Origin of the sequence: Streptomyces sp. NEAU-W12, assembly GCF_026242095.1 — a bacterium.
Classification (GTDB): Bacteria; Actinomycetota; Actinomycetes; order Streptomycetales; family Streptomycetaceae; genus Streptomyces.
This window is the reverse complement of sequence record NZ_JAPJDM010000031.1, coordinates 1-22,168: the sequence shown is the minus strand read 5'-3', so window position 1 is coordinate 22,168 and position 22,168 is coordinate 1. Positions and strand designations below refer to the sequence as shown.

Here is a 22,168-nt window from a genome sequence, read left to right as displayed (position 1 = left end):
CGAACGGACGGACGGACCGCGGCCCAGTTCAGCACATGGCCGTCCGGCTGTCGGCCCCGGGATCACCACGTGCGTTCAGGACCCGCCGGTCAGCGCGCCGACAGGCTGGAGCGCCGGACGACGAGTTCCGGGCGCAGCACGACCCTGCGGTGTTCGTGGGGTGCGGCCGCGGCCCGGGTCTGCGTCTCCTCGATCAGCAGTTCCGCCGCCAGTGCGCCCATGGTGACGGCGGGCTGGCGTACGGAGGTGAGGGGGACGGCCGCGGCGGCGGCGAACTCGATGTCGTCGTAGCCCACGATCGCCAGATCGTCCGGGACACCGACCCCGGCCGCGTACATCGCCTGGAGCACTCCGAGGGCGAGCAGGTCGTTGGCGCAGAAGACGGCGGTGGGGCGGTCGGCGAGCCCGAGCAGCCGCGCTCCCGCGTCCCGCCCGGCGGCGACGTCGAGCCGCTCGGTGGGCAGTTCACGCAGGGCCTGTGGGCCGAGTCCGGCCTCGGCGAGAGCGTTCAGCGCGCCGGTGCGCCGGTCCCTGACCTGGTTCAGGCCGGGCGGCCCGCTGACGTAGGCGATGGACCGGTGACCCGCGTCGACGAGGTGCCGCACGGCCAGCGCGCCGCCGGCGACGTCGTCCACGGAGACCGAGCACTCGGTGGTGCCCTCCGCGACCCGGTCGACCAGGACGAAGGGGATGCCGTGCCGGCGGAAGGCCTCGATGTTGCGGCCGGTGGCGTCGGCCGGGGTGAGCAGCACGCCCCGTACCCGCTGTTCGGCGAAGAGGGAGAGGTAGTCGGCCTCCTCCCCGGCGTTCTGTGCGCTGTTGCAGACCATCACGCCGAGGCCGGCCGCCCGCGCGGCGCGTTCGGCACCGCGGGCCACGTCGACGAAGAACGGGTTGCCCATGTCGAGGACGAGCAGGCCCATGATCCGGCTGCGGCCCGCGCGCAGCTGCCGTGCGGACTCGCTGCGGACGTAGCCGAGCCGGTCTATGGCGGACAGCACCCTGGCCCGGGTCTCGGCGGCGACCGTGTCCGGGCGGTTGATCACATTGGAGACCGTGCCGACGGAGACTCCGGCGACGCGGGCGACGTCCTTGATACCCACCGACTGGGCCATCGGGCAGGGACCTCCGAGGGGACGAGGGTGAAAGGCGAGGGGGCGGCCGGTGGTCGTTCACATTACCGGCCCGGCCGCCCCGCGATCGGCGGCGGGCGGGCGGGGCGTGTGGACGGGGCCGGGCGGGGGTCAGGTGGGGGTCAGGTGGGCAGCCGGAAGTCGGCGACGTGGAGTGCCGACGGGGTGGTGCCGCTGGAGCGCTCCTGGTACATGACCGAGAGCACGCCGTCCTGCGCCGGCCGGGTTTCGTCGATCAGGACCTCGCCGAAGGCGTTCAGGCCTGCGCCGTCGTACAGCAGGGTCCAGTCGGTGTGGTCCGAGGCCGCGGAGGCGCCGGCAATCCGGCCGTAGGGGAGGATCGCGTAGGCGTTGTCGTAGCGGTCGAGGAGCAGCCGGGTGCGCTGGCTGGAGTTCAGGGGGACGGGGATCTCGGTCTTGCGCCAGGTGCCGGAGGCGGTGCGGCGGACGTGGAAGGCACGGCCGTTCGCGGTGCGGTCGGCGACGTAGTCGGTGGTGCACTGGCCGAAGCGGCCGGGGACGTAGCTGATGATCGCGTGCGGCCGGCCGGCGGTGTCGGTGGCCTGGCTCTCCTGGTTCATCAGGGAGTGATCCGGGTTCAGCGGGTCGACGACCAGGCCGGGGTCGGTGACGGAGACCCGGTCGGCGGTGCCGGTGGTGGCGACGGCGGTGCCCGCGTCGTTGCGCCAGGTGCGGCCGCGGTCGTCGGAGTAGACGTAGCCGGTGTCGTGGTTGGTGATGCCACCGGGGCTGCACATGACGGCTCCGTTCTGCTCCCGCCAGGTGAAGAAGGCGTGCAGGCGGCCTCTTCGGTCGTAGTCGATGCCGTGCAGGTACATGTTGCGGGCGGTGGAGGAGCCGTGCTCGCTGCGGTAGGTGCCGGTGGAGGCGGTCCACTCCCCCAGCACCGTCCAGCGGGCGCCGTCGTACTCGGCCAGCGCGTTGCGCCCGTTGCCCGAGACGCCGGCGCGGTAACTGAGCTGGAGCCGGCCCTCGAGGGTGGAGACGAACTGCGGGTAGGTGAACCGCGGGGTGAGGGCGAGGCCGTCGAGCGTGGACTGCGGGGCGCCGAAACGGCTCGCGGTCCAGCTGAGGCCGGAGGGGTCGTCCATGAGCCCGGCGGCGGACTTGACGTAGGTGAAGCCGTCGCTGTGGGAGTCCATGTGGAGGTGCAGGCGGCCGTCGGACTTCGAGACGCCCATGGAGATGACGTTGTGGGAGTCGTCGTAGCGGAGCGTGTGACCGGTCCTGACGGTCTGCCAGGTGCTCGCGCCGAGGGTGCGGCGGCCGACGACGGCACTGCGGTCGGCGGTGTACCAGACGGCGTACTGGTGCCCCTTGTAGGTCAGCAGGCCGTTCTTCTGGAAGGAGTTGTTGTTGACCAGGCCGTCGTAGGACACGAAGTAGACGGCCCGGGCGTCGGGGGTGGTGCGGCCGGCCGGGGCGACCGACGGACCGGGGGCGGCGGCGCCCTCGGCGGGTCCGCCGAGGGCGGGTCCGGTCACCGTGCCGAGTACGGCTCCGGCCAGCAGGGTGCGTCGTCTCATCCCGGGGCTCCTCGGGTGGGGTCCGTGGTCAGGCGAGGTGGAAGACTTCGCTGAGCGGTTTCATCGCCTCGTCCGGGCGGGCGCCGTCGAGGGTCTCGAAGAGGGGGGCCATCTCCGCCTGCCAGCGCGCGTTGACGTCGGTGGCCTCCATGGCGGAGCGGGCGGCCTCGAAGTCCGGGGTCTCCAGGTAGCCGACGAGGAGGCCGTCGTCGCGCAGGAAGAGGGAGTAGTTGTGCCAGCCGGTGGCCGAGAGTGCCTCGCACATCTCGGGCCACACGGCGGCGTGACGTTCGCGGTACTCGGCGATCCGGTCCTGGCGGACCTTGAGCAGGAAACAGACGCGCTGCATGAAGTACCGCTCCTCAGGTACGAGTTGACGAGTGTACGAGATGACGGAAGATCAGAAGTCGAACTGGTCGATGTTCTCGGCGTTGAAGACGGTGGGCTTGCCGAGGTTGATCACGCCGTCCTTGCCGATGGTGTACTCGCCCATCGCGCCGGCTTCGAAGGTCTCGCCCTCCTTGCCGGTGATCTGGCCGGAGGACAGGGCGACGGCGGTGCGCGCGGCGAGTTCGCCGAGCTTGGCCGGGTCCCACAGCTCGAACGCCTCGACGGTGCCGTTCTTGACGTACTTGCGCATGTCGTTGGGGGTGCCGAGGCCGGTCAGCTTGACCTTGCCCTTGTACTTGGAACCGGACAGGTACTGGGCGGCCGCCTTGATGCCGACCGTGGTCGGAGAGATGATCCCCTTCAGGTTCGGGTACTCCTGGAGCAGGCCCTGGGTCTGCTGGAAGGACTGCTGGGCGTCGTCGTTGCCGTAGGCGACCTTGACCAGCTTGATGTCCTTGTACTTGGGGTCCTTCAGTTCGTCCTTCATGAACTCGATCCAGGCGTTCTGGTTCGTCGCGGTCTGCGCGGCGGACAGGATCGCGATCTCGCCCTCGTAGTCGATCTGTTCGGCGAGCAGCTGGACCTCGGTGCGGCCCAGGTCCTCGCCGCTGGCCTGCGAGACGAAGGCGTTGCGGCAGTCGGCCGTGGTGTCGGAGTCGTAGGTGACGACCTTGATGCCGTTCTTCATGGCCTGCTTGAGCGCCGTGCACAGCGCTCCGGGATCCTGCGCTGAGACGGCCATGGCGTCGACCTGCTGCTGGGTGAGCGTGTTGACGTAGGAGACCTGGCCGGCGGTGTCGGTGGCGCTGGAGGGACCGACCTCCTTGTAGCTGGAGCCGAGTTCCTTCAGCGCCTTCTCGCCGCCCTTGTCGGCGCTGGTGAAGTAGGGGTTGTTGACCTGCTTGGGCAGGAAGCCGACGGTCAGTCCCTTCTTGGTGGGCGCGTCGGGGTCGGCCTTGCCGGCCGTGGCCGCCGGGCCGCCGCCCTCGTTCTTGACGTCGTCCTTGGTGGTGCCACCGCAGGCGGTGGCGGCCAGGGCGAGGGAGGTGGCGGCGGCCAGGGCCGCACAGGTCCGGCGGAGGGAGGACTTGCGCATGGTGGGTTCCTTACGGGCGGGAAGGGCGGGCGACGTGGACGGGCGAGGAGGATTCACGGGACCGGGGCGGGTGCCTCGGGCACCGGCGGCGGTGCGGCCCTGCGTCCGGCGCGCGCGGTGGAGATCTGGCGTGCGACGCGCGGGCCGAGCACGGAGACGACGAGCAGGACGCCGGTGACGACGATCTGCGACTGGGCGGAGACGTTGACGAGGCTCATGACGTTCTGCAGCGCGCCGAGCAGGAAGACGCCCGCGATCGCGCCGCCGAGGGTTCCCTTGCCGCCGTCGAAGTCGATACCGCCGAGCAGTACGGCGGCGACGACGGAGAGTTCGAGGCCGGTGGCGTTGTCGTAGCGGGCGCTGGCGTAGTGCAGGGCCCAGAAGACTCCGGTGAGGGAGGCCATCAGGCCGGTCAGGGTGAACAGGACCAGCTTCTGCCGCCTGACCCGGATGCCGGCGAAGCGCGCGGCCTCCTCGCTGGCGCCGATCGCGAACAGCGAGCGCCCGAACGGGGTGGCGTGCAGCGCGACCACGGCGATCGCGAGCAGCACCAGGAACGGCAGCAGCGCGTACGGGACGAAGGTGTCGCCGATGCGACCGGCGGCGAAGTCCAGGTACTGCGCGGGGAAGTCGGTCACCGCGTCGGAGCCGAGCACGATCTGCGCGATGCCCCGGTAGGCGGCGAGGGTGCCGATGGTGACGGCGAGCGAGGGCAGTCCGAGCCGGGTGACGAGCAGGCCGTTGACCAGGCCGCAGACGACGCCGATGAGCAGGCAGACCGGGATGATCGCCTCGATGGTCATGCCCTGGTTCCACAGGGCGCCCATGACCGCCCCGGACAGGCCGGCGGTGGAGGCGACGGAGAGGTCGATCTCACCGGAGACCACGAGCAGCGTCATGGGCAGGGCGATCAGCGCGATCGGCAGCGTGTTGCCGATCAGGAAGGACAGGTTGAGGGCGTTGCCGAAGCCGTCGACGGTGGTGAAGGACAGCAGCAGGACCACGACGAGCAGGGCGCCCACGACCGTGTCCCACCGCACGGAGGAGGACCGGCGGACGGCGCGCGCGAGAGCGGAGTCAGCCATGGCGGGCGTTCCTCTTCTTCAGGGCGGTGGCCACGCGCAGGGCGACGATCCGGTCGACCGCGATGGCGAGGATGAGCAGGATGCCGTTGATGGCGAGCACCCAGACGGAGCTGACGCCGAGGGCGGGCAGGACGCTGTTGACGGAGGTCAGCAGCAACGCGCCGAGGGCGGCGCCGTAGACGCTGCCGGAGCCTCCGGTGAAGACCACGCCGCCGACCACGACGGCGCTGACGACGGTGAGTTCGTAGCCCGTGCCGGTGCCGGAGTCGACGTTGCCGAACCGGGCCAGGTACAGCGCGCCCGCAAGGCCGGCGAGGGCGCCGCAGAAGGTGTAGGCGGCGAGGATCCGCTTGCGTACGGGGATGCCGGCGAGCCGGGCGGCCTCGGGGTTGGAACCGAGTGCGTACAGCTCGCGTCCGCTGCCGAAGTGCTTGAGGTAGTACGCCGTGGCCGCGAGCACCGCGAGGGCGATGAGCGCCAGGTAGGGCACGGCCGAGAGGCCGCCGGAGCCGAAGTCGACGAATCCGGCGGGGAGATCGGCGGCGGTGATCTGGCGGGAACCGACCCAGATGGAGTCGATGCCGCGGATGATGTAGAGGGTGCCGAGGGTGACGACCAGCGCGGGCACCTGGCCGAGGCTGACGAGCAGTCCGTTGAGCAGTCCGAAGCCGATGCCCAGCAGCACCGCCAGCGCGACGGCGACGACCGGGTCCCCGCCGCCCTGGAGGTGGATCCCGGCGGCGAAGGCGGAGATGCCGAGCGTGGAGCCGACGGACAGGTCGACGTTGCGGGTGATGACGACGAGGGCCTGGCCGGTGGCGACCAGGACCAGGATGGTCGCGTTCAGCAGCAGGTCCTTGACGCCCTGCTCGGACAGGAACTCGCTGTTGCCGGCCTGGGTGACGGCGATCATCACCAGGAAGACGAGCAGGATGGCGAGCTCGCGCACCTTGAACACGCGGTCGACCAGCCGGGTGCCGTCGGCCTTCGGCACCTCGGCGACGGGGGCTTCTTCGGGAGCGGCGACCGTCATGCGGCGGCCCTCCCCGTGGCTGCGGCCATCACGGTTTCCTCGGTGGCGTCGGTGCGGGGTATCTCGGCGGTGAGGCGGCCCTCGTGCATCACCAGCACGCGGTCGGCCATGCCGAGGATCTCGGGCAGGTCGGAGGAGATCATCAGCACCGCGACGCCGTCGGCGGCGAGCTGGGAGAGCAGCCGGTGCACCTCGGCCTTGGTACCGACGTCGATGCCCCGGGTCGGCTCGTCCACGATGAGTACCTTGGGGCCGGTGGCGAGCCACTTGGCGAGGACGACCTTCTGCTGGTTGCCACCGGAGAGCGTGTTGACGGTGTCGGCGATCCGGGCGTACTTGACGTGCAGCTTGACCGCCCAGTCCAGGGAGCGGCTGCGTTCCGCGCCGCGGTCCATCAGGCCGGCGCGGACGGTCGTACGCAGTCCGGTCAGACCGATGTTGCGCTCGATGGACATGTCCATCACCAGCCCCTGGGCGCGCCGGTCCTCGGGGACCAGGGCGAGGCCCGCGGCCATGGCGGTGGACGGGGCGCCGTTGGTGAGCGCACGTCCGTCGATCTCGACCTCGCCGGCGTCCCAGCGGTCGATGCCGAACACGGCGCGGGCCACCTCGGTGCGTCCGGCGCCCACGAGCCCGGCGAGGCCGACGATCTCGCCGCGGCGCACGTCGAAGGAGACGTCGGTGAAGACCCCCTCGCGGGTCAGCCGGCGCACGCTCAGGGCGATCTCGCCCGGTGTCACGTCCTGCTTGGGGTAGAGCTCCTCGAGGTCGCGCCCGACCATGCGGCGGACCAGGTCGTCCTCGGTCATGCCGTCCAGCGGCTCGCCGGCGATCCGGGCGCCGTCACGGAGCGTGGTGACCCGCTGGCAGATCTCGAAGATCTCCTCCAGCCGGTGGGAGATGAACAGCACCGCGGCGCCCTGTTCGCGCAGGGCGCGCACGACGCCGAAGAGGCGGGCGACCTCGCTGCCGGTGAGAGCGGCGGTCGGCTCGTCCATGATCAGGACGCGGGCGTCGAAGGAGAGCGCCTTGGCGATCTCGACGATCTGCTGGTCGGCGATGGACAGGCCGCGGGCCGGGCGGTCGGGGTCGAGTTCGACGCCGAGCCGCCGCATCAGGGCGGCGGTCGCGGTGCGGGTGGCCCTGTGGTCGATCCGGCCGAGGGCACGCCGGGGCTGGCGGCCCATGTAGATGTTCTCGGCGATCGACAGGTCGGGGAAGAGCGTGGGCTCCTGGTAGATCACGGCGATCCCGGCGTCGCGGGCGTCGCCGGGCCCGTGGAAGAGGACGGGCGCGCCGTCGAGCAGCACGTGGCCGGCGTCCGGCCGGTGCACTCCGGCGAGCGTCTTGATGAGGGTCGACTTGCCGGCCCCGTTCTCCCCTGCGAGGGCGTGCACCTCACCGGGGAACAGGTCCAGGGAGACGTCCCGCAGGGCGCGGACCGCGCCGAAGGACTTGGAGATGTCCCTCAGTGCGAGAACCGGGGCCGAACCCGTGTCGGACGGGTGGGTCATGAGGGCTCCTCGACGACGTCCGGCGGGGCGGCCCTCGCGGCGTCGTGAAAGGTTTCAACTGGATTGCCGGGACGTTAGGCGCGCGGCGTATGTCACGTCAATGGGTCCCGGTCGAAAAACTTTCGACAGCTTCAGGTCACGCCCTGGTCACGGAGGGCGGTCTCGGCCGGAGGGGTTGACACCTCTTCGGGGGCGCCATAACTTCCCTTTCTGAATCGTTTCACTCAACTCTTCAGTCAGCCGTTTCAGCCAGCCGTTTTATTCAGTGGTCGATACGACCCGATGTCACAGGAGCCCTGACGTGACCGAGCTCGCCGCGGCGAAGGCCGCTCTCAAGACACAGGCCGTCGAGACGCCGTCGTGGGCGTACGGCAACTCGGGGACCCGCTTCAAGGTGTTCGCGCAGCAGGGTGTGCCCCGCACCCCGCAGGAGAAGCTGGACGACGCGGCCCGGGTGCACGCGTTCACGGGTGTCGCGCCGACCGTGGCGCTGCACATCCCGTGGGACGAGGTCGACGACTACGCGGCGCTGGCCAGGCACGCCGAGGACCGCGGGGTGAAGCTCGGAGCGATCAACTCCAACACCTTCCAGGACGACGACTACAGGCTCGGCAGCATCTGCGCCCCGGACGCGGCGGTGCGCAGGAAGGCCGTCGACCATCTGCTGGAGTGCGTCGACATCATGGACGCGACCGGTTCCAAGGACCTGAAGCTGTGGTTCGCCGACGGGACGAACTACCCCGGGCAGGACGACATCCGGGCGCGGCAGGACCGGCTCGCCGAAGGGCTCGCCGAGGTGTACGAGCGGCTCGGGGACGACCAGCGGATGCTGCTGGAGTACAAGTTCTTCGAGCCGGCGTTCTACACGACGGACGTGCCGGACTGGGGCACCGCGTACGCGCACTGCCTGAAGCTGGGCGAGAAGGCGCAGGTGGTCGTCGACACCGGCCACCATGCTCCGGGGACCAACATCGAGTTCATCGTGGCGACACTGCTGCGGGAGGGGAAGCTCGGCGCGTTCGACTTCAACTCGCGGTTCTACGCCGACGACGACCTGATGGTCGGCGCCGCCGATCCGTTCCAGCTTTTCCGGATCATGTACGAGGTGATCCGTGGGGGCGGGTTCACTCCCGAGGTGGCGTTCATGCTCGACCAGTGCCACAACATCGAGGCGAAGATCCCGGCGATCATCCGTTCCGTCATGAACGTCCAGGAGGCCACGGCCAAGGCGCTGCTGGTCGACCGGACGGCGCTGTGCGAGGCGCAGGCCTCGGGGGACGTGCTCGAGGCCAACGCCGTGCTGATGGACGCGTACAACACGGACGTGCGTCCGCTGCTTCGTGAGGTGCGGGAGGAAATGGGGTTGGACCCCGACCCCGTTTCTGCCTATCGGCGGTCCGGGTGGGCCGAGAAGATCGTTGCCGAGCGGGTCGGGGGTGAGCAGGCCGGCTGGGGCGCGTGAGCGTCTGCCGGGTTCTGTTTCGCTGCGGGGTGCGGGCCGCGTGTGGCTGGTCTCGCAGTTCCCCGCGCCCTGGGGATATGCACTCACCTCTCTTTCATGTAAGGACTGGAAGTTTCATGGCCACCCATCCCGAAGCCGCCGCTCTGCTCTCTCGATCGCACCGGCTCGGCGCCGATCCCCGGAACACCAACTACGCCGGCGGGAACACCTCCGCCAAGGGCACCGCCACCGACCCCGTGACCGGGGGTGATGTGGAGCTGATGTGGGTCAAGGGGTCCGGTGGGGATCTCGGGACGCTGACCGGGGCGGGGCTCGCCGTGCTGCGTCTGGACCGGCTGCGGGCGCTGGCCGACGTCTACCCGGGCGTCGAACGCGAGGACGAGATGGTCGCCGCGTTCGACTACTGCCTGCACGGCAAGGGCGGTGCGGCCCCCTCGATCGACACCGCGATGCACGGACTGGTGAGGGCCCCGCACGTCGACCATCTGCACCCCGACTCCGGGATCGCGCTCGCCTGCGCGGCCGATGGGGAGAAGCTGACCGCCGAGTGCTTCGGCGACACCGTCGTGTGGGTGCCGTGGCGTCGGCCCGGTTTCCAGCTCGGCCTGGACATCGCCGCGGTGAAGGAGGCCAACCCGCAGGCCGTCGGCTGTGTCCTGGGCGGGCACGGGATCACCGCGTGGGGCGACACCTCCGAGGAGTGCGAGCGCAACTCGCTGCACATCATCCGCACCGCCGAGCGGTTCCTCGCCGAGCGGGGCAGGACGGAGCCGTTCGGGCCGGTGCTCGAGGGGTACGAGCCGCTGCCCGAGGCCGGGCGCCGGGAGCGTGCGGCGGCTCTCGCACCGTACGTGCGGGCCGTCGCCTCCCAGGACCGGGCGCAGGTCGGGCACTTCGACGACTCCGAAGCCGTCCTGGACTTCCTGGCCCGGGCCGAGCACCCGCGGCTGGCCGCGCTCGGCACCTCCTGCCCGGACCACTTCCTGCGCACCAAGGTCCGGCCGCTCGTCCTCGACCTGCCGCCGACGGCCCCCGTGGACGAGGCCGTGGCCCGGCTGAAGGAACTGCACGCCGCCTACCGCGAGGAGTACGCCGCCTACTACGCGGCCCACGCCGTGCCCGACTCCCCCGCCATGCGCGGCGCCGACCCGGCGATCGTGCTGGTCCCCGGCGTGGGCATGTTCAGTTTCGGCAAGGACAAGCAGACCGCCCGGGTGGCCGGCGAGTTCTACCTCAACGCGGTCAACGTGATGCGCGGGGCGGAGGCGGTCTCGACGTACGCGCCGATCGAGGAGTCGGAGAAGTTCCGCATCGAGTACTGGGCCCTGGAGGAGGCGAAGCTCCAGCGGATGCCGGAGCCGAAGCCGCTCGCCACCCGGGTGGCGCTGGTGACCGGTGGCGGCAGCGGGATCGGGAAGGCGATCGCGCGGCGGCTGGCGGCGGAGGGCGCGTGTGTCGTCGTGGCGGACCTGAACGGGGACAACGCGGCCGCGGTCGCCGAGGAACTGGGCGGGCCGGACAAGGCTGTCGCCGTGACCGTGGACGTGACGTCGGAGGAGCAGATCACGGAGGCGATGCGGGCCGCGGTGCTCGCGTTCGGCGGGGTCGACCTGGTGGTGAACAACGCCGGGATCTCCCTGTCCAAGCCGCTGCTCGAGACGTCCGCGAAGGACTGGGACCTCCAGCACGACATCATGGCCCGCGGTTCCTTCCTGGTCTCCCGCGAGGCGGCCCGGGTGATGATCGCGCAGCGACTGGGCGGCGACATCGTCTACATCGCCTCCAAGAACGCGGTGTTCGCCGGTCCGAACAACATCGCCTACTCGGCCACCAAGGCCGACCAGGCCCATCAGGTGCGGCTTCTCGCAGCCGAGTTGGGTGAGCACGGCATCCGGGTCAACGGCGTCAACCCGGACGGTGTGGTGCGCGGCTCGGGCATCTTCGCCGGCGGGTGGGGGGCCAAGCGGGCGGCGGTGTACGGGGTGCCCGAGGAAAAGCTGGGCGAGTTCTACGCGCAGCGCACGCTGCTGAAGCGGGAGGTGCTGCCCGAGCATGTCGCGGCCGCCGTTTTCGCGCTGACCGGCGGTGACCTCACCCACACCACGGGCCTGCACGTCCCGGTCGACGCCGGCGTCGCCGCCGCGTTCCTGCGATGAGCGCGCAGGTGCGGCCGTACGCGGCGGTCGATCTCGGCGCGTCCAGTGGGCGCGTCATGGTCGGCCGCGTCGGCCCCGACACTCTGGAGCTGACCGAGGTCCACCGCTTTTTGAACCGGCCCGTGCGGGTGCCCGAAGGGCTGCGCTGGGACGTCCTCGGGCTGTACGCCGGAGTGCTGGAGGGGCTGCGTGCGGCGGGCGGCGGGCTCGCGTCCGTCGGCATCGACAGCTGGGCCGTGGACTACGGCCTGCTGGACGCGGACGGTGCGCTGCTGGGCAACCCGGTGCACTACCGCGACCCCCGCACGGAGGGGATCGCGGAGAAGGTGTGGGCGGCCCTGCCGGCCGGGGAGCTGTACGCGGCGACCGGTCTGCAGTACGCGCCGTTCAACACCCTCTACCAGCTGACGGCGGCCCGCTCCACCGCCCAACTCGCACAGGCCCGACGCCTGCTGCTGATCCCGGACCTGCTGACGTACTGGCTCACCGGTACGCAGGGCACGGAGCTGACCAACGCCTCGACCACCCAGCTGATCGACCCGCGCACCCGCGACTGGTCCCACCCGGTCGCACAGCGCCTGGGCATCGATCTCTCCCTCTTCGCACCGCTGCGCCGGCCCGGCGATCCGGCCGGGGAGTTGCGGCCCGAGGTGCTGGAGGAGACCGGGCTGGCCGGGCCCGTGCCGGTGACGGCGGTCGGCTCGCACGACACGGCGTCCGCGGTGGCCGCCGTGCCCGCCACCGGCGAGCGGTTCGCGTACATCTGCACCGGCACCTGGTCACTGGCCGGTCTCGAGCTGGACGCCCCGGTGCTGACCGAGGAGAGCCGCGTCGCCAACTTCACCAACGAGCTGGGGCTGGACGGCACGGTCCGGTACCTGCGCAACATCATGGGCCTGTGGCTGCTCCAGGAGTGCGTACGGGCCTGGGGCGAGCCGGACGCTCTGGGGTCGCTGCTGCTGGAGGCGGCCGGGGTGCCCGCGCTGCGGTCGGTGGTGGACGCCGGGGACGCGGCGTTCCTGGCACCGGGACGGATGCCGGAGCGGATCGCCGAGGCCTGCCGGCTCTCGGGCCAGCCGGTGCCCGGCTCCCCCGCCGAGATCACCCGCTGCATCCTCGACTCGCTCGCGCTCGCGCACCGCAGGGCCGTCGAGGACGCCCAGCGGCTCGCCGGGCGGTCGGTCGACGTCGTGCACATCGTGGGCGGCGGCACCCGCAACGCCCTGCTGTGCCAGCTGACCGCGGACGCCTGCGGGCTGCCGGTGGTGGCCGGCCCGACCGAGGCGGCCGCGCTGGGCAACGTCCTCGTGCAGGCCCGTGCGCACGGGCCGGCCGGCGACCTGGCCGGGATGCGGCGCCTGCTCACCCGTACCCAGTCGCCGACCCGGTACGAACCGCGCGGCGGCACGCGGCAGTGGGAGGCCGCGCAGGCCCGGCTCGCCCGGGGCTGACCCGAGGTCTCCCCCGGGCCGTGTCCGCGCACTACCCTGCATCCACTCGATGATCGATCCAGAAGGAGCCGCGATGCGTGTCGCCCTGTTCCTGACCTGCGTCAACGACACGCTCTATCCGGACACCGGGCGCGCCGTGGTGAAGCTGCTGACCAGACTCGGTGTCGAGGTCGACTTCCCGATGGCGCAGACCTGTTGCGGCCAGGCGCACTACAACACCGGGTACCGGCACGAGGCCGAGCCGCTGGCGCGGCACTTCTGCGAGGTCTTCGGGGACTACGAGGCGATCGTGACACCGTCCGGGTCGTGCGGGGCGATGGTGCGGGAGCTGTATCCGCGGATGGGCGAGCGGGCCCGCGCCCAGGGGCGCGGGGACGCCCTCGCGGCCGCCCTGGCACCGGTGGTGCCGAGGACGTACGAACTCACCGAGTTCCTGGTGGACGTGCTCGGGGTGACGGATGTCGGCGCGTACTACCCGCACACGGTGACCTACCATCCCACCTGTCACGGGCTGCGCTCGCTGGGGCTCGGCGACCGGCCCCGGCGGCTCCTGGAGGCCGTGGAAGGGCTGGAGCTGGTGGAACTGCCGGGGGCCGAGGAGTGCTGCGGCTTCGGCGGCACGTTCGCGCTGAAGAACCCCGACGTCTCCGCGGCGATGGGTGCCGACAAGGTGCGCAGCGCCGAGTCGACGGGCGCGGAGGTGCTGTGCGCGGCGGACAACTCCTGTCTGATGCACATCGGGGGGACGATGACCCGGCTGCGGACCGGCATGCGGCCGGTGCACATCGCGGAGATCCTGGCGAGCACGGAGGAGGAACCGGCGGCATGAGCGGCACGTTCGTAGGGATGCCCGCCTTCCCGAAGGCCGCGCGCGAGGCGGTGCCCGACAAGACCCTGCGGGGCAATCTGCGACACGCCACGCACACCATCCGCGCCAAGCGTGCCCATGCCGTCGCGGAGGTCTCCGACTGGGCGGCGCTGCGCGAGGCCGGCAAGCGGATCAAGGACCACACCCTGCGCCACCTCGACGACTACCTGGTGAAGGCCGAGGAGGCGGTCACGGCGGCGGGCGGCACCGTGCACTGGGCGGCCGACGCCGACGAGGCCAACGCGATCGTGACCCGCCTGGTGAAGGAGACCGGCGAGCGCGAGGTCGTCAAGGTCAAGTCGATGGCCACCCAGGAGATCGGGCTCAACGAGGCCCTCGAGGCGGCGGGCATCCGCGCCTACGAGACCGATCTGGCCGAGCTGATCGTGCAGTTGGGCCGGGACCGTCCCTCGCACATCCTGGTTCCCGCGATCCACCGCAACCGCGGGGAGATCCGGGACGTCTTCGCCCGCGAGATGAGCGGCTGGGGCCGCCCGGCACCCGAGGGTCTCACCGATACCCCCGCCGAACTGGCCGAGGCCGCGCGGCTGCACCTGCGGGAGAAGTTCCTGCGGGCCAAGGTGGGCGTCTCCGGGGCCAACTTCGTGGTCGCCGAGACCGGCACGCTGGTGGTGGTGGAGTCCGAGGGCAACGGACGGATGTGCCTGACCCTGCCCGAGACGCTGATCTCGGTCGTCGGCATCGAGAAGATCGTGCCGACCTGGCGGGACCTCGAGGTGTTCCTGCAGACGCTCCCGCGCTCCTCGACCGCCGAACGGATGAACCCGTACACGTCCACCTGGACCGGCACCACCGACGCGGACGGCCCGCGCGCCTTCCATCTGGTACTGCTGGACAACGGCCGCACCGACACCCTCGCCGACGAGGTGGGCCGGCAGGCGCTGCGGTGCATCCGCTGCTCGGCCTGCCTCAACGTCTGTCCGGTCTACGAGCGGGCCGGCGGCCACGCCTACGGCTCGGTCTACCCGGGCCCGATCGGAGCCATCCTCAGCCCTCAGCTGCGGGGCACGGCAAGCGAGATCGACGCCTCCCTGCCGTACGCCTCGTCGCTGTGCGGGGCCTGCTACGAGGTGTGCCCGGTCGCCATCGACATCCCCGAGGTGCTGGTGCACCTGCGGGAACGGATCGTGGAGGGCGGCCAGGTGGTCCGGGACGGCAACAAGGTGGTGCTGCAGCCCGCGAAGGGCCACGCCGCCGAGCGCGCCGCGATGCGCGCGGCCCGCTGGGCGTTCTCGCACCCGGGCGCGCTGCGCGCCGGACAGCGCCTCGCCTCCCGCACCCGGCGCCTGCATCCGCGCACCCTGCCGGGCCCCGGCCGCGCGTGGAGCGGGACCCGGGATCTTCCTGTGGTGCCGGCGGAGCCCTTCCGCGACTGGTGGCAGCGCACACGCGGCGCCGGGGGTCCCCCCTCGTCGGACGCGGCCGGGGCCCCGGTGAAGGACGAGGGCAGGGCCAAGGACAAGGACGGTGACCGGTGAGCAGCAGGGAACGGATCCTGGGCCGGGTGCGGCGCGCCCTCGCCGACGTCCCGCGCGCCGACGACAGGCCGTACGAGGAGGCCGTCCCGCGCGATTACCTGCGCGAGCACGGTGACCGCACCCCGGCCCGGACGCTGGATCTCCTCGCCGAGAACCTCGCCGACTACCGGGCGGTCGTCCACCGCACCGGCGCCGGCGGGCTGGCCGAGGTCGTCGCCGGGCTCCTGGCCGCACGCGGCTCGTCGTCGGTGCTCGTACCGCCGGGTCTTGACGAGAGCTGGCTCGCCCGGACCGGGGTGAGACGGGTCGCGGACCGGGCGGAGAGCACCCCGCAGGAGCTGGACCGGGTCGACAGCGTGGTCACCGCCTGCGCGGTCGCCGTCGCCGAGACCGGCACGATCGTCCTGGACGGCTCCCCCGACCAGGGCCGGCGCCGGATCACCCTCGTCCCGGACCACCACATCTGCGTCGTCCGCGCCGCCCAGGTCGTCGCCTCCGTCCCGTACGCCCTCGAGCGTCTCGACCCGGCCCGCCCTCTCACCTGGATCTCCGGCCCGTCGGCGACGAGCGACATCGAACTCGACCGGGTGGAGGGCGTGCACGGCCCGCGCACCCTGGAGGTCGTCCTGGTCGGCTGATCCCGCGGTCCCCGCACGGGCACCGCCCGGGCCGCTCCCTCGCAGTCGCCGTGGGTCACCACCGCCCGGCGCGCTCGTCTCGTGGGAGGGCCGGGTGCATGGACCCGCGGCGTTGTCCACACGGCTGATCGGTGGGCGGCCTTCGAGTCCGGTGGGGCAGCGGTGGTGGTTGCAGGTGTGCAGGAAGTCCGCCGGGGCTGCGGTGTTGCCGGCGCAGGGCCGCCCGGAAGCCCTCGTACCGGGCGTGCCCGGGCTTTCGGGCGGTGCGGCGGGAGTGCGTGCCGGACGTCGCGCGGCAGGCGCCGCTTGCGCAGCAGCCCTTAGCCGGCGGCCTTCGCACAGCTCTGGGCCATGGCGCCCGCGGAGTCGTACACCACGACCTGTTCCTCACCGACGATCCGGGCGTCGTGGCCGGGTGTGCAGACGAAGACGTCGCCGGGGCCGGCCTCGCTCTCGGCGCCGTCGTCCATGCGGATGTGCGGCCGGCCCTGGACGACGTGGCCGTCGTGGTGGGTCCGGCAGTTCGGGGTGCCGGCGAGGGGCCCGACGGATTCGGACCAGCGCCACCCGGGCTCGAAGACGGCCACGGCGAAGTCCAGCCCGGTCATGTGGACGGCTTCGAGGTGTCCCCTGCGGAAGTCCCGGCGCTCGTCCGGCTTGTCCAGTGTCCTGATCTCCAGCATGCCCCTGCTCCCTTCCGGCCGTCGCTCTGCGCGGCCGGGGCCGGTGTCCGTCCGTCCGCGACAGCACCGGCGGGGCGGCCCTGGCCCCACCACCCCGTCGTCCGCCCGTCAGGACGGGCACGCCATTCCGGTGACGGGTCCGGTACCGGTGCGTCCAGGGACCACCCGGCGGTCGTACGTGTCCGATTCGTTCAAGAGGACGAAGACGGTGTCCCGCTACCGTCGCCGCCATGAAGAGCACCGGCAGAAAGTCGCGCCACCTCGGCGTCTTCGTCGACCGCACCGCCGCCGACGTCTACGCCTATGCGTCACAACCGGCCAACCTGCCCGCATGGGCCCGTGGCCTGGGCGGCTCCGTCGAGAGAATCAAGGGGCAGTGGGTCGCGGAGTCCTCCCCCATGGGCCGGGTCGTGGTCGCCTTCGCACCGCGCAATGAGTGGGGTGTGCTCGACCACGACGTCACGCTGCCTTCCGGGGAGACCGTCCACAACCCGGTCCGCGTGCTCGCCGACGGTTCGGGCAGTGAGGTGGTGTTCACCCTCCGCCGGCGGCCGGGGACGAGCGACGCCGCATTCGAGCGTGACGCCCGCACGGTCGCCGCCGACCTGGCGCGGCTCAAGGAGCTGCTGGAAAGCGCCTAGCCACCGGGGGCCGCGGAGAAGGGCGCGGCGCGGCGCGGCATCGACGTCGCCGCCGGAGCCCGCCGGGGCACCGCGGTCTTTTGGCGTCAGGACGTGGCCGAGGGCGGCGAGCGGCACACGGACAGCCGTGAACACCGCGGTCCGTACCGTGCCGGAACACCACCCACTGGCCAGGGCGGCCTCGTCCTCGCACCCGGATCCCGAGCGTCACGTGGTGGTACGGGCGGTGTCCCGGTGCCCGGCTCGACCGGGGTGGCATGACGCGCGCCGCGTTCACGGACCGGCCCGGGCGGTCACCCTGCCGAGGCGTTCGCCCCCGGGCACCGCCCGCGCCCCCGCACCCACCCGGACAGGACCAGTGGGCCCACGACGGCGAACGCGCACCAGGTCGAGGCAGGAACGGCAGGTCGGTGTACCGCTTCAGGTACGGGGAGAAGTACTCCCTCTCGCGGCCGACGAAGAACTCCTTGAGGACGACGTGGCCCATGGCCATCGCCAGGGCGCCGTCGGTGCCCGGCTGGGCCGGCAGCCACTCGTCGGCGAACTTCACGTTGTCCGCGTAGTCCGGGGACACCGCGACGACCTTCTGGTCCCGGTAGCGGGCCTCGGCCACCCAGTGCGCGTCCGGGGTACGAGTGACGGGGATGGTGGAGCCCCACATGATCAGGTATCCGGCGTCCCACCAGTCCCCCGACTCCGGTACGTCGGTCTGGTCGCCGAAGACCTGCGGGGGAGGCCACCGGCAGGTCCGCGTACCAGTCGAGCGTCATGTCCGGTCCGCGGGGGAGCCGGTTCGGCTTTCCCGACATGCTGCTCGGACCGGGCGCGTTCGCCGCCGTGACCGCCCTGGGCGTCGCCGCCCTCACCGGCGCCCGCTTCCACCGGGCACTGCGGCTCGCGCTGGGCGCCGGGGCGCTGGTCGGCGTGGTCTTCGTCCACTGGCTGATCGCGCAGTCACTGTACGAACTCGACAAGCTCTGTCCCTCCTGTGCCGTGGTCTGGGTCGTCACCGTCGTCCTGTTCTGGTGCGTCACCGTGCACTGCCTGGATCGGGGCCCCGTCCCGGCGCCCCGGCTGGTGCGGGAGGTCGTCCGGGACACGCACCGGATGCTGCTGGGCGCCTGGTACGGCGTGATCGCCGTACTCGTCCTCACCCGCTTCCGGCCGTACCGGAGCACCTTGCCGTAGTCCTCGGACTCCCCGGCCCGTCACCGGGCAGGATGCGCGGAGCCCCGCCGATCAGTACGGTGACGTCCAGGTGTTCGACCTTGGAGATCCTGGAGAGAACGGCCCGACCGCCGATGGCGCGGGTCACCGGGTGGTGGAGGCGGCGGCATGGCCGGCAAGAAGGTGACGAAGCTGTCCCGTGCGACGTACGAGAGCGAGCTGCTGCGGCTGCAGACGGAGCTGGTGAAGCTCCAGGAGTGGGTGCGGGCGGAGGGGGCCCGGCTGGTCGTCGTCTTCGAGGGCCGGGACGCCGCGGGCAAGGGCGGCACCATCAAGCGGGTCACGGAGCACCTCAACCCGCGTGTGGCACGTATCGCGGCCCTGCCCAAGCCGACCGAGCGCCAGCGCACCCAGTGGTACTTCCAGCGCTATGTCGAGCACCTGCCGGCCGCCGGCGAGATCGTGCTGTTCGACCGCTCCTGGTACAACCGCGCCGGCGTCGAGCGGGTCATGGACTTCTGCACGAAGGAGGAGTACCAGCGCTTTCTGCGCCAGTGCCCGATCTTCGAGCGGATGCTGGTGGAGGACGGGATCCTGCTGCGCAAGTACTGGTTCTCGGTGAGCGACACCGAGCAGGAGGCACGGTTCCGCAAGCGGCTGGAGGATCCGCTGCGCCGCTGGAAGCTGTCGCCGATGGACCTCGAGTCGATCAACCGCTGGGAGGCGTACTCCCGGGCCAAGGACGCGATGCTGGTGCACACCGACATCGCCGAGGTGCCGTGGTACATCGTGGAGAGCGACGACAAGCGCCGCGCGCGGCTGAACATGATCGCCCACCTGTTGGGCACGGTGCCCTACCAGGAGGTGGAGCCGCCGGTCATCGAGCTGCCGGAGCGCCCGCCGTCCACCGGCTACCAGCGCCCGCCCCGCGACCTCCAGACGTACGTCCCGGACCACGCGGCCGGTCTCTGACCCGGGGACCGGACGACGTGACCGGGTGACGCCCCCGGCTGTCCGGGCCTTCACCCTCTTCGTGCATGATCGGTGCCGGCCCCTCGACCTTCATGGCGGGGAGGCGACCCACCGAACCCCGAAGGAGATGGCCTTGTCCATCTGGGAGGCGCTGGCGGTCTTCGCCGCCGGAATCGGCGCCGGCGCCATCAACACCATCGTCGGCTCGGGCACGCTGATCACGTTTCCCGTCCTGCTCGCCACCGGGCTGCCCCCGGTGACCGCCACCGTGTCCAACGCCCTCGGGCTGATCCCCGGTTCGGTCAGCGGCGCCATAGGCTACCGGGCGGAACTCAGGGGCCAGCGCCCTCTCGTCCTGCGGCTCGGCGCGGCCGCGGCGGTCGGCGGACTCGCCGGGGCGATGCTGCTGCTCACGCTCCCCGCGACCGCCTTCGAGACGATCGTCCCCGTGCTGGTCGCGCTCGCGCTGGTCCTCGTCGTGCTCCAGCCCCGCATCTCCGCCCGCGTCCAGCGCCGCCGTGCGCGCACGGGCACGGCCGCCAGGGCCGACGGCGGCCCCGTCCTCTTCGGCGGGCTCCTGCTCGCCAGCGTCTACGGCGGCTACTTCGCGGCGGCCCAGGGGATCGTCTACCTCTCCCTGATGGGCATGCTGCTCGACGACACCCTCCAGCGTCTGAACGCCGTCAAGAACGTCCTCTCCGCCGTCGTGAACAGCATCGCGGCCCTGTTCTTCCTGTTCGTCGCCGACTTCGAGTGGACCGCCGTCCTGCTCATCGCCGTGGGCTCGGCGATCGGCGGCCAGGTCGGCGCGAAGGTGGGGCGCCGGCTTTCCCCGCGCCTCCTGCGGACCTTCGTCGTCGTGGTCGGCACCCTCGCCATCGTCCAACTGCTCCTGCGCTGAACCACCATGTGACACCACATGGCGCCGGATGGCACCACTTGGCATCGTCCGGCGCCATCCCATGACTTCCAAGGCTTCACGAGCGGGCAAGGCGCCCCATAAACCGAGCCATCCTCTTCACGTTTCCGCAGGCAGGAACATCAGCCTCAGATCCGCCGCCCCACAGAGCACCCTCCAGGCTTGCGCGTGGCGCCATTATGGTGCCATGATGACGCCATGGACCTCACCCCGTACGTCGACACCATCCGCCGCGAACTCGCGGTGGCCGCCGAAGCCGGCGGCGACGAAGCCCGCGAGCTGGCCGAGCGGCTCACCGCCCCCCTGGAGTCGGCGACCCGGCTGACCCTGCTCAACGTGCTCTCCGCCGCGATGGACGAGATCACCCGCGAACTCGCTCCCGGCTCGGTCGACGTACGGCTGCGCGGGCTCGACCCCGACTTCGTGGTGACACCGCCACCCGCCGACGACGGCGCCCCCGCGGAGCCGGCCGCGCCCGTGGAACCGCTCAGGACACCGGCCCCGGCCGAGGGCGACGAGGGCGGCACCGCCCGCGTCAACCTCCGTCTGCCGGCCCACCTCAAGGCCCGCGCAGAGGAGGCCGCGGCCCGCGAGGGCCTGTCGGTCAACGCGTGGCTGGTGCGCGCCGTGTCGGCCGCGGTCGACGGCGGCACCCGGCCGCGCACGACGGAGACGACCAGGACCGTCGGGCAGAGCTTCACGGGCTGGGTGCGCTGACTGCGTCCCACCCGCTCCACTCCACCGCGTCACTCCACCCACACCACGCCCCCTCAGCGGGGACGGCCCGAAGACCCAAGAGGACGGGACAGCCATGCCTTCTTTCGACACTTTCGAACCGATCTCGGCCACGGCGCGCGTGGAGGCCGGTTCCATCCGGTTCACCGCGGGCGACCGAGCGGACACCGTCGTCGAGGTGCGCCCCCGCGACCCGAAGCGGGACCAGGACGTACGGGCGGCCGACCAGACCGAGGTCACGTACGCGAGCGGCGTACTGACCGTCAGGACCCCCAAGCCCAACCTGCTCGGCCGTACCGGCACCGTCGACGTGACGGTCGAACTGCCCGCGGGCTCGCACGTCGACATGACCGGCGCCTGGGCCCAGGTGCTCGGCGAGGGCCGGCTCGGCGAGGTCCGTGTGAAGGTCTCGTCCGGCGACGTCCGCCTCGACACGACCGGGCCGCTGCAGCTGACCGCGTCGCACGGCTCGATCACCGTGGAGCGGGTCGAGGGCACGGCCGAGATCACCACCAGCTCCGGCAGCCTGCGCGTCGGCCTGGTCGACGGGTCCGCCGTCCTGAAGAACTCGCACGGCACCACGACCGTCGGCGCCGCGACCGGTGAACTGCGGGTGAGGGGCGCCAACGGCGACATCGAGATCCGGCGCGCCGAGGACTCGGTCACCGCCACCACCGCCCACGGCACCTTGCGCGTGGGCGAAGTGGCCTGCGGCACGGTCCAGCTGGAGACCTCCTACGGCGCCATCGAGGTCGGCGTCCGCGAGGGCACGGCCGCCTGGCTGGACGTCAGCTCGGGCTCCGGCCAGGTACGCAACACACTCACGGCGTCCGAGTCCCCGGGGGAGACCGAGGACACCGTCAGGGTCCGCGCCCGCACCCGGCACGGCAGCATCGACGTCCGCCGCGCCAGGACCTGAGCCCCAGCCGCAACCGGCTCCGCCTCCCACCCGCTTCAGTCCTCGAACGGAGAACCCCATGCCTTCATCTGTCATGCCCATGCCCAGATTGGGTGACGGTCGCCCGTCGCCGGTCGCCGTCTTCACGGCCGGTCTGCGCAAGGCCTACGGGGACAAGACGGTCCTCGACGGCATCGACCTGGCGGTGCCGGCCGGGTCCGTGTTCGCGCTGCTCGGGCCGAACGGCGCCGGCAAGACCACCGCCGTGAAGATCCTCTCCA

The 22,168-nt window shown here is 71.7% G+C and carries 21 protein-coding genes and 2 pseudogenes; 13 read left to right on the top strand and 10 right to left on the bottom strand.

Annotation, left to right across the window (positions count from 1 at the left end; translation table 11 throughout):
• Positions 1 to 89: 89 nt before the first annotated feature.
• From ORI94_RS30465 to ORI94_RS30435, 7 genes are all read right to left on the bottom strand, one after another.
• Positions 90 to 1,115: a LacI family DNA-binding transcriptional regulator gene (locus ORI94_RS30465; protein ID WP_266081607.1), complete on the bottom strand. Its 1,026-nt coding sequence runs from the start codon at positions 1,113 to 1,115 to the stop codon at positions 90 to 92.
• 140 nt (positions 1,116 to 1,255) lie between these two features.
• Entirely contained in the window at positions 1,256 to 2,680 is a 1,425-nt protein-coding gene (locus ORI94_RS30460) for a BNR repeat-containing protein (RefSeq protein ID WP_266081605.1), read from the bottom strand.
• A gap of 28 nt (positions 2,681 to 2,708) precedes the next feature.
• Positions 2,709 to 3,029, bottom strand: a complete 321-nt coding sequence (locus ORI94_RS30455; RefSeq protein WP_266081603.1) for an L-rhamnose mutarotase — start codon at positions 3,027 to 3,029, stop codon at positions 2,709 to 2,711.
• A 51-nt stretch (positions 3,030 to 3,080) separates the two neighbouring features.
• Entirely contained in the window at positions 3,081 to 4,166 is a 1,086-nt protein-coding gene (rhaS, locus tag ORI94_RS30450; RefSeq protein WP_266081601.1) for a rhamnose ABC transporter substrate-binding protein, read from the bottom strand.
• Between the two features lie 53 nt (positions 4,167 to 4,219).
• The gene (locus tag ORI94_RS30445) at positions 4,220 to 5,251 is read right to left on the bottom strand and encodes an ABC transporter permease (protein ID WP_266081599.1); all 1,032 of its coding nucleotides are present in this window, start codon (positions 5,249 to 5,251) and stop codon (positions 4,220 to 4,222) included.
• On the bottom strand, positions 5,244 to 6,284 hold the full coding sequence (locus tag ORI94_RS30440) for an ABC transporter permease (RefSeq protein WP_266081596.1): 1,041 nt from the start codon (positions 6,282 to 6,284) through the stop codon (positions 5,244 to 5,246). The genes ORI94_RS30445 and ORI94_RS30440 overlap by 8 nt, the downstream gene beginning before the upstream one ends.
• Entirely contained in the window at positions 6,281 to 7,798 is a 1,518-nt protein-coding gene (locus ORI94_RS30435) for a sugar ABC transporter ATP-binding protein (RefSeq protein ID WP_266081594.1), read from the bottom strand. Before ORI94_RS30435 ends, ORI94_RS30440 begins: the two co-directional genes overlap by 4 nt.
• Before the next feature lie 301 nt (positions 7,799 to 8,099).
• Here ORI94_RS30435 and rhaI point away from each other — a divergent pair, with 301 nt between their 5' ends.
• From rhaI to ORI94_RS30405, 6 genes are all read left to right on the top strand, one after another.
• Positions 8,100 to 9,260: an L-rhamnose isomerase gene (rhaI, locus tag ORI94_RS30430; RefSeq protein ID WP_266081592.1), complete on the top strand. Its 1,161-nt coding sequence runs from the start codon at positions 8,100 to 8,102 to the stop codon at positions 9,258 to 9,260.
• A 116-nt stretch (positions 9,261 to 9,376) separates the two neighbouring features.
• On the top strand, positions 9,377 to 11,416 hold the full coding sequence (locus ORI94_RS30425) for a bifunctional aldolase/short-chain dehydrogenase (RefSeq protein WP_266081588.1): 2,040 nt from the start codon (positions 9,377 to 9,379) through the stop codon (positions 11,414 to 11,416).
• Positions 11,413 to 12,867: a rhamnulokinase gene (locus tag ORI94_RS30420; RefSeq protein WP_266081586.1), complete on the top strand. Its 1,455-nt coding sequence runs from the start codon at positions 11,413 to 11,415 to the stop codon at positions 12,865 to 12,867. The genes ORI94_RS30425 and ORI94_RS30420 overlap by 4 nt, the downstream gene beginning before the upstream one ends.
• A gap of 73 nt (positions 12,868 to 12,940) precedes the next feature.
• Positions 12,941 to 13,696 (top strand): (Fe-S)-binding protein, encoded by a 756-nt coding sequence (locus ORI94_RS30415; protein WP_266081584.1) that lies wholly within the window; start codon positions 12,941 to 12,943, stop codon positions 13,694 to 13,696.
• Positions 13,693 to 15,234 carry a LutB/LldF family L-lactate oxidation iron-sulfur protein gene (locus ORI94_RS30410; protein ID WP_266081582.1) on the top strand — a complete coding sequence of 514 codons (1,542 nt, stop codon included), beginning with the start codon at positions 13,693 to 13,695 and terminating at the stop codon, positions 15,232 to 15,234. The genes ORI94_RS30415 and ORI94_RS30410 overlap by 4 nt, the downstream gene beginning before the upstream one ends.
• Positions 15,231 to 15,872, top strand: coding sequence for a LutC/YkgG family protein (locus ORI94_RS30405; RefSeq protein WP_266081580.1), 642 nt, complete (start codon positions 15,231 to 15,233; stop codon positions 15,870 to 15,872). Before ORI94_RS30410 ends, ORI94_RS30405 begins: the two co-directional genes overlap by 4 nt.
• A 102-nt stretch (positions 15,873 to 15,974) precedes the next feature.
• Here ORI94_RS30405 and ORI94_RS35650 read toward each other — a convergent pair.
• Positions 15,975 to 16,094, bottom strand: a pseudogene (locus tag ORI94_RS35650) (IS481 family transposase); the annotation flags it as partial.
• Positions 16,095 to 16,192: 98 nt separating this feature from the next.
• On the bottom strand, positions 16,193 to 16,555 hold the full coding sequence (locus ORI94_RS30400) for a cupin domain-containing protein (RefSeq protein WP_266081578.1): 363 nt from the start codon (positions 16,553 to 16,555) through the stop codon (positions 16,193 to 16,195).
• Between the two features lie 230 nt (positions 16,556 to 16,785).
• Between ORI94_RS30400 and ORI94_RS30395 the strand changes: the two genes are divergently transcribed.
• Positions 16,786 to 17,196 carry an SRPBCC family protein gene (locus tag ORI94_RS30395; protein ID WP_266081576.1) on the top strand — a complete coding sequence of 137 codons (411 nt, stop codon included), beginning with the start codon at positions 16,786 to 16,788 and terminating at the stop codon, positions 17,194 to 17,196.
• A gap of 381 nt (positions 17,197 to 17,577) precedes the next feature.
• Here ORI94_RS30395 and ORI94_RS30390 read toward each other — a convergent pair.
• Positions 17,578 to 17,957, bottom strand: a pseudogene (locus ORI94_RS30390) (molybdopterin-dependent oxidoreductase); the annotation flags it as partial.
• Between the two features lie 46 nt (positions 17,958 to 18,003).
• Between ORI94_RS30390 and ORI94_RS30385 the strand changes: the two are divergent.
• The 6 genes from ORI94_RS30385 to ORI94_RS30360 form a co-directional block, all read left to right on the top strand.
• Entirely contained in the window at positions 18,004 to 18,384 is a 381-nt protein-coding gene (locus tag ORI94_RS30385) for a vitamin K epoxide reductase family protein (protein ID WP_266081574.1), read from the top strand.
• Between the two features lie 147 nt (positions 18,385 to 18,531).
• The gene (gene ppk2 / locus ORI94_RS30380) at positions 18,532 to 19,335 is read left to right on the top strand and encodes a polyphosphate kinase 2 (RefSeq protein ID WP_266081572.1); all 804 of its coding nucleotides are present in this window, start codon (positions 18,532 to 18,534) and stop codon (positions 19,333 to 19,335) included.
• A 127-nt stretch (positions 19,336 to 19,462) separates the two neighbouring features.
• Positions 19,463 to 20,236: a sulfite exporter TauE/SafE family protein gene (locus ORI94_RS30375; RefSeq protein WP_266081570.1), complete on the top strand. Its 774-nt coding sequence runs from the start codon at positions 19,463 to 19,465 to the stop codon at positions 20,234 to 20,236.
• 216 nt (positions 20,237 to 20,452) lie between these two features.
• On the top strand, positions 20,453 to 20,971 hold the full coding sequence (locus ORI94_RS30370; RefSeq protein ID WP_266081568.1) for a toxin-antitoxin system HicB family antitoxin: 519 nt from the start codon (positions 20,453 to 20,455) through the stop codon (positions 20,969 to 20,971).
• A 94-nt stretch (positions 20,972 to 21,065) separates the two neighbouring features.
• A complete protein-coding gene (locus ORI94_RS30365; protein ID WP_266081566.1) occupies positions 21,066 to 21,908 on the top strand; it encodes a DUF4097 family beta strand repeat-containing protein in 843 nt (280 codons plus the stop codon).
• 58 nt (positions 21,909 to 21,966) lie between these two features.
• The coding region (locus tag ORI94_RS30360; protein ID WP_266081564.1) for an ATP-binding cassette domain-containing protein at positions 21,967 to 22,168 on the top strand (202 nt) is incomplete at its 3' end.

Bases quoted from the DNA above. Each gene is read 5' to 3' on its own strand.
- ORI94_RS30465 (WP_266081607.1), bottom strand. From the start codon at position 1,115: ATGGCCCAGTCGGTGGGTATCAAGGACGTCGCCCGCGTCGCCGGAGTC.
- ORI94_RS30460 (WP_266081605.1), bottom strand. From the start codon at position 2,680: ATGAGACGACGCACCCTGCTGGCCGGAGCCGTACTCGGCACGGTGACC.
- ORI94_RS30455 (WP_266081603.1), bottom strand. From the start codon at position 3,029: ATGCAGCGCGTCTGTTTCCTGCTCAAGGTCCGCCAGGACCGGATCGCC.
- rhaS (WP_266081601.1), bottom strand. From the start codon at position 4,166: ATGCGCAAGTCCTCCCTCCGCCGGACCTGTGCGGCCCTGGCCGCCGCC.
- ORI94_RS30445 (WP_266081599.1), bottom strand. From the start codon at position 5,251: ATGGCTGACTCCGCTCTCGCGCGCGCCGTCCGCCGGTCCTCCTCCGTG.
- ORI94_RS30440 (WP_266081596.1), bottom strand. From the start codon at position 6,284: ATGACGGTCGCCGCTCCCGAAGAAGCCCCCGTCGCCGAGGTGCCGAAG.
- ORI94_RS30435 (WP_266081594.1), bottom strand. From the start codon at position 7,798: ATGACCCACCCGTCCGACACGGGTTCGGCCCCGGTTCTCGCACTGAGG.
- ORI94_RS30425 (WP_266081588.1), top strand. From the start codon at position 9,377: ATGGCCACCCATCCCGAAGCCGCCGCTCTGCTCTCTCGATCGCACCGG.
- ORI94_RS30420 (WP_266081586.1), top strand. From the start codon at position 11,413: ATGAGCGCGCAGGTGCGGCCGTACGCGGCGGTCGATCTCGGCGCGTCC.
- ORI94_RS30415 (WP_266081584.1), top strand. From the start codon at position 12,941: ATGCGTGTCGCCCTGTTCCTGACCTGCGTCAACGACACGCTCTATCCG.
- ORI94_RS30410 (WP_266081582.1), top strand. From the start codon at position 13,693: ATGAGCGGCACGTTCGTAGGGATGCCCGCCTTCCCGAAGGCCGCGCGC.
- ORI94_RS30400 (WP_266081578.1), bottom strand. From the start codon at position 16,555: ATGCTGGAGATCAGGACACTGGACAAGCCGGACGAGCGCCGGGACTTC.
- ORI94_RS30395 (WP_266081576.1), top strand. From the start codon at position 16,786: ATGAAGAGCACCGGCAGAAAGTCGCGCCACCTCGGCGTCTTCGTCGAC.
- ORI94_RS30385 (WP_266081574.1), top strand. From the start codon at position 18,004: ATGCTGCTCGGACCGGGCGCGTTCGCCGCCGTGACCGCCCTGGGCGTC.
- ppk2 (WP_266081572.1), top strand. From the start codon at position 18,532: ATGGCCGGCAAGAAGGTGACGAAGCTGTCCCGTGCGACGTACGAGAGC.
- ORI94_RS30375 (WP_266081570.1), top strand. From the start codon at position 19,463: ATGGCCTTGTCCATCTGGGAGGCGCTGGCGGTCTTCGCCGCCGGAATC.
- ORI94_RS30370 (WP_266081568.1), top strand. From the start codon at position 20,453: ATGGACCTCACCCCGTACGTCGACACCATCCGCCGCGAACTCGCGGTG.
- ORI94_RS30365 (WP_266081566.1), top strand. From the start codon at position 21,066: ATGCCTTCTTTCGACACTTTCGAACCGATCTCGGCCACGGCGCGCGTG.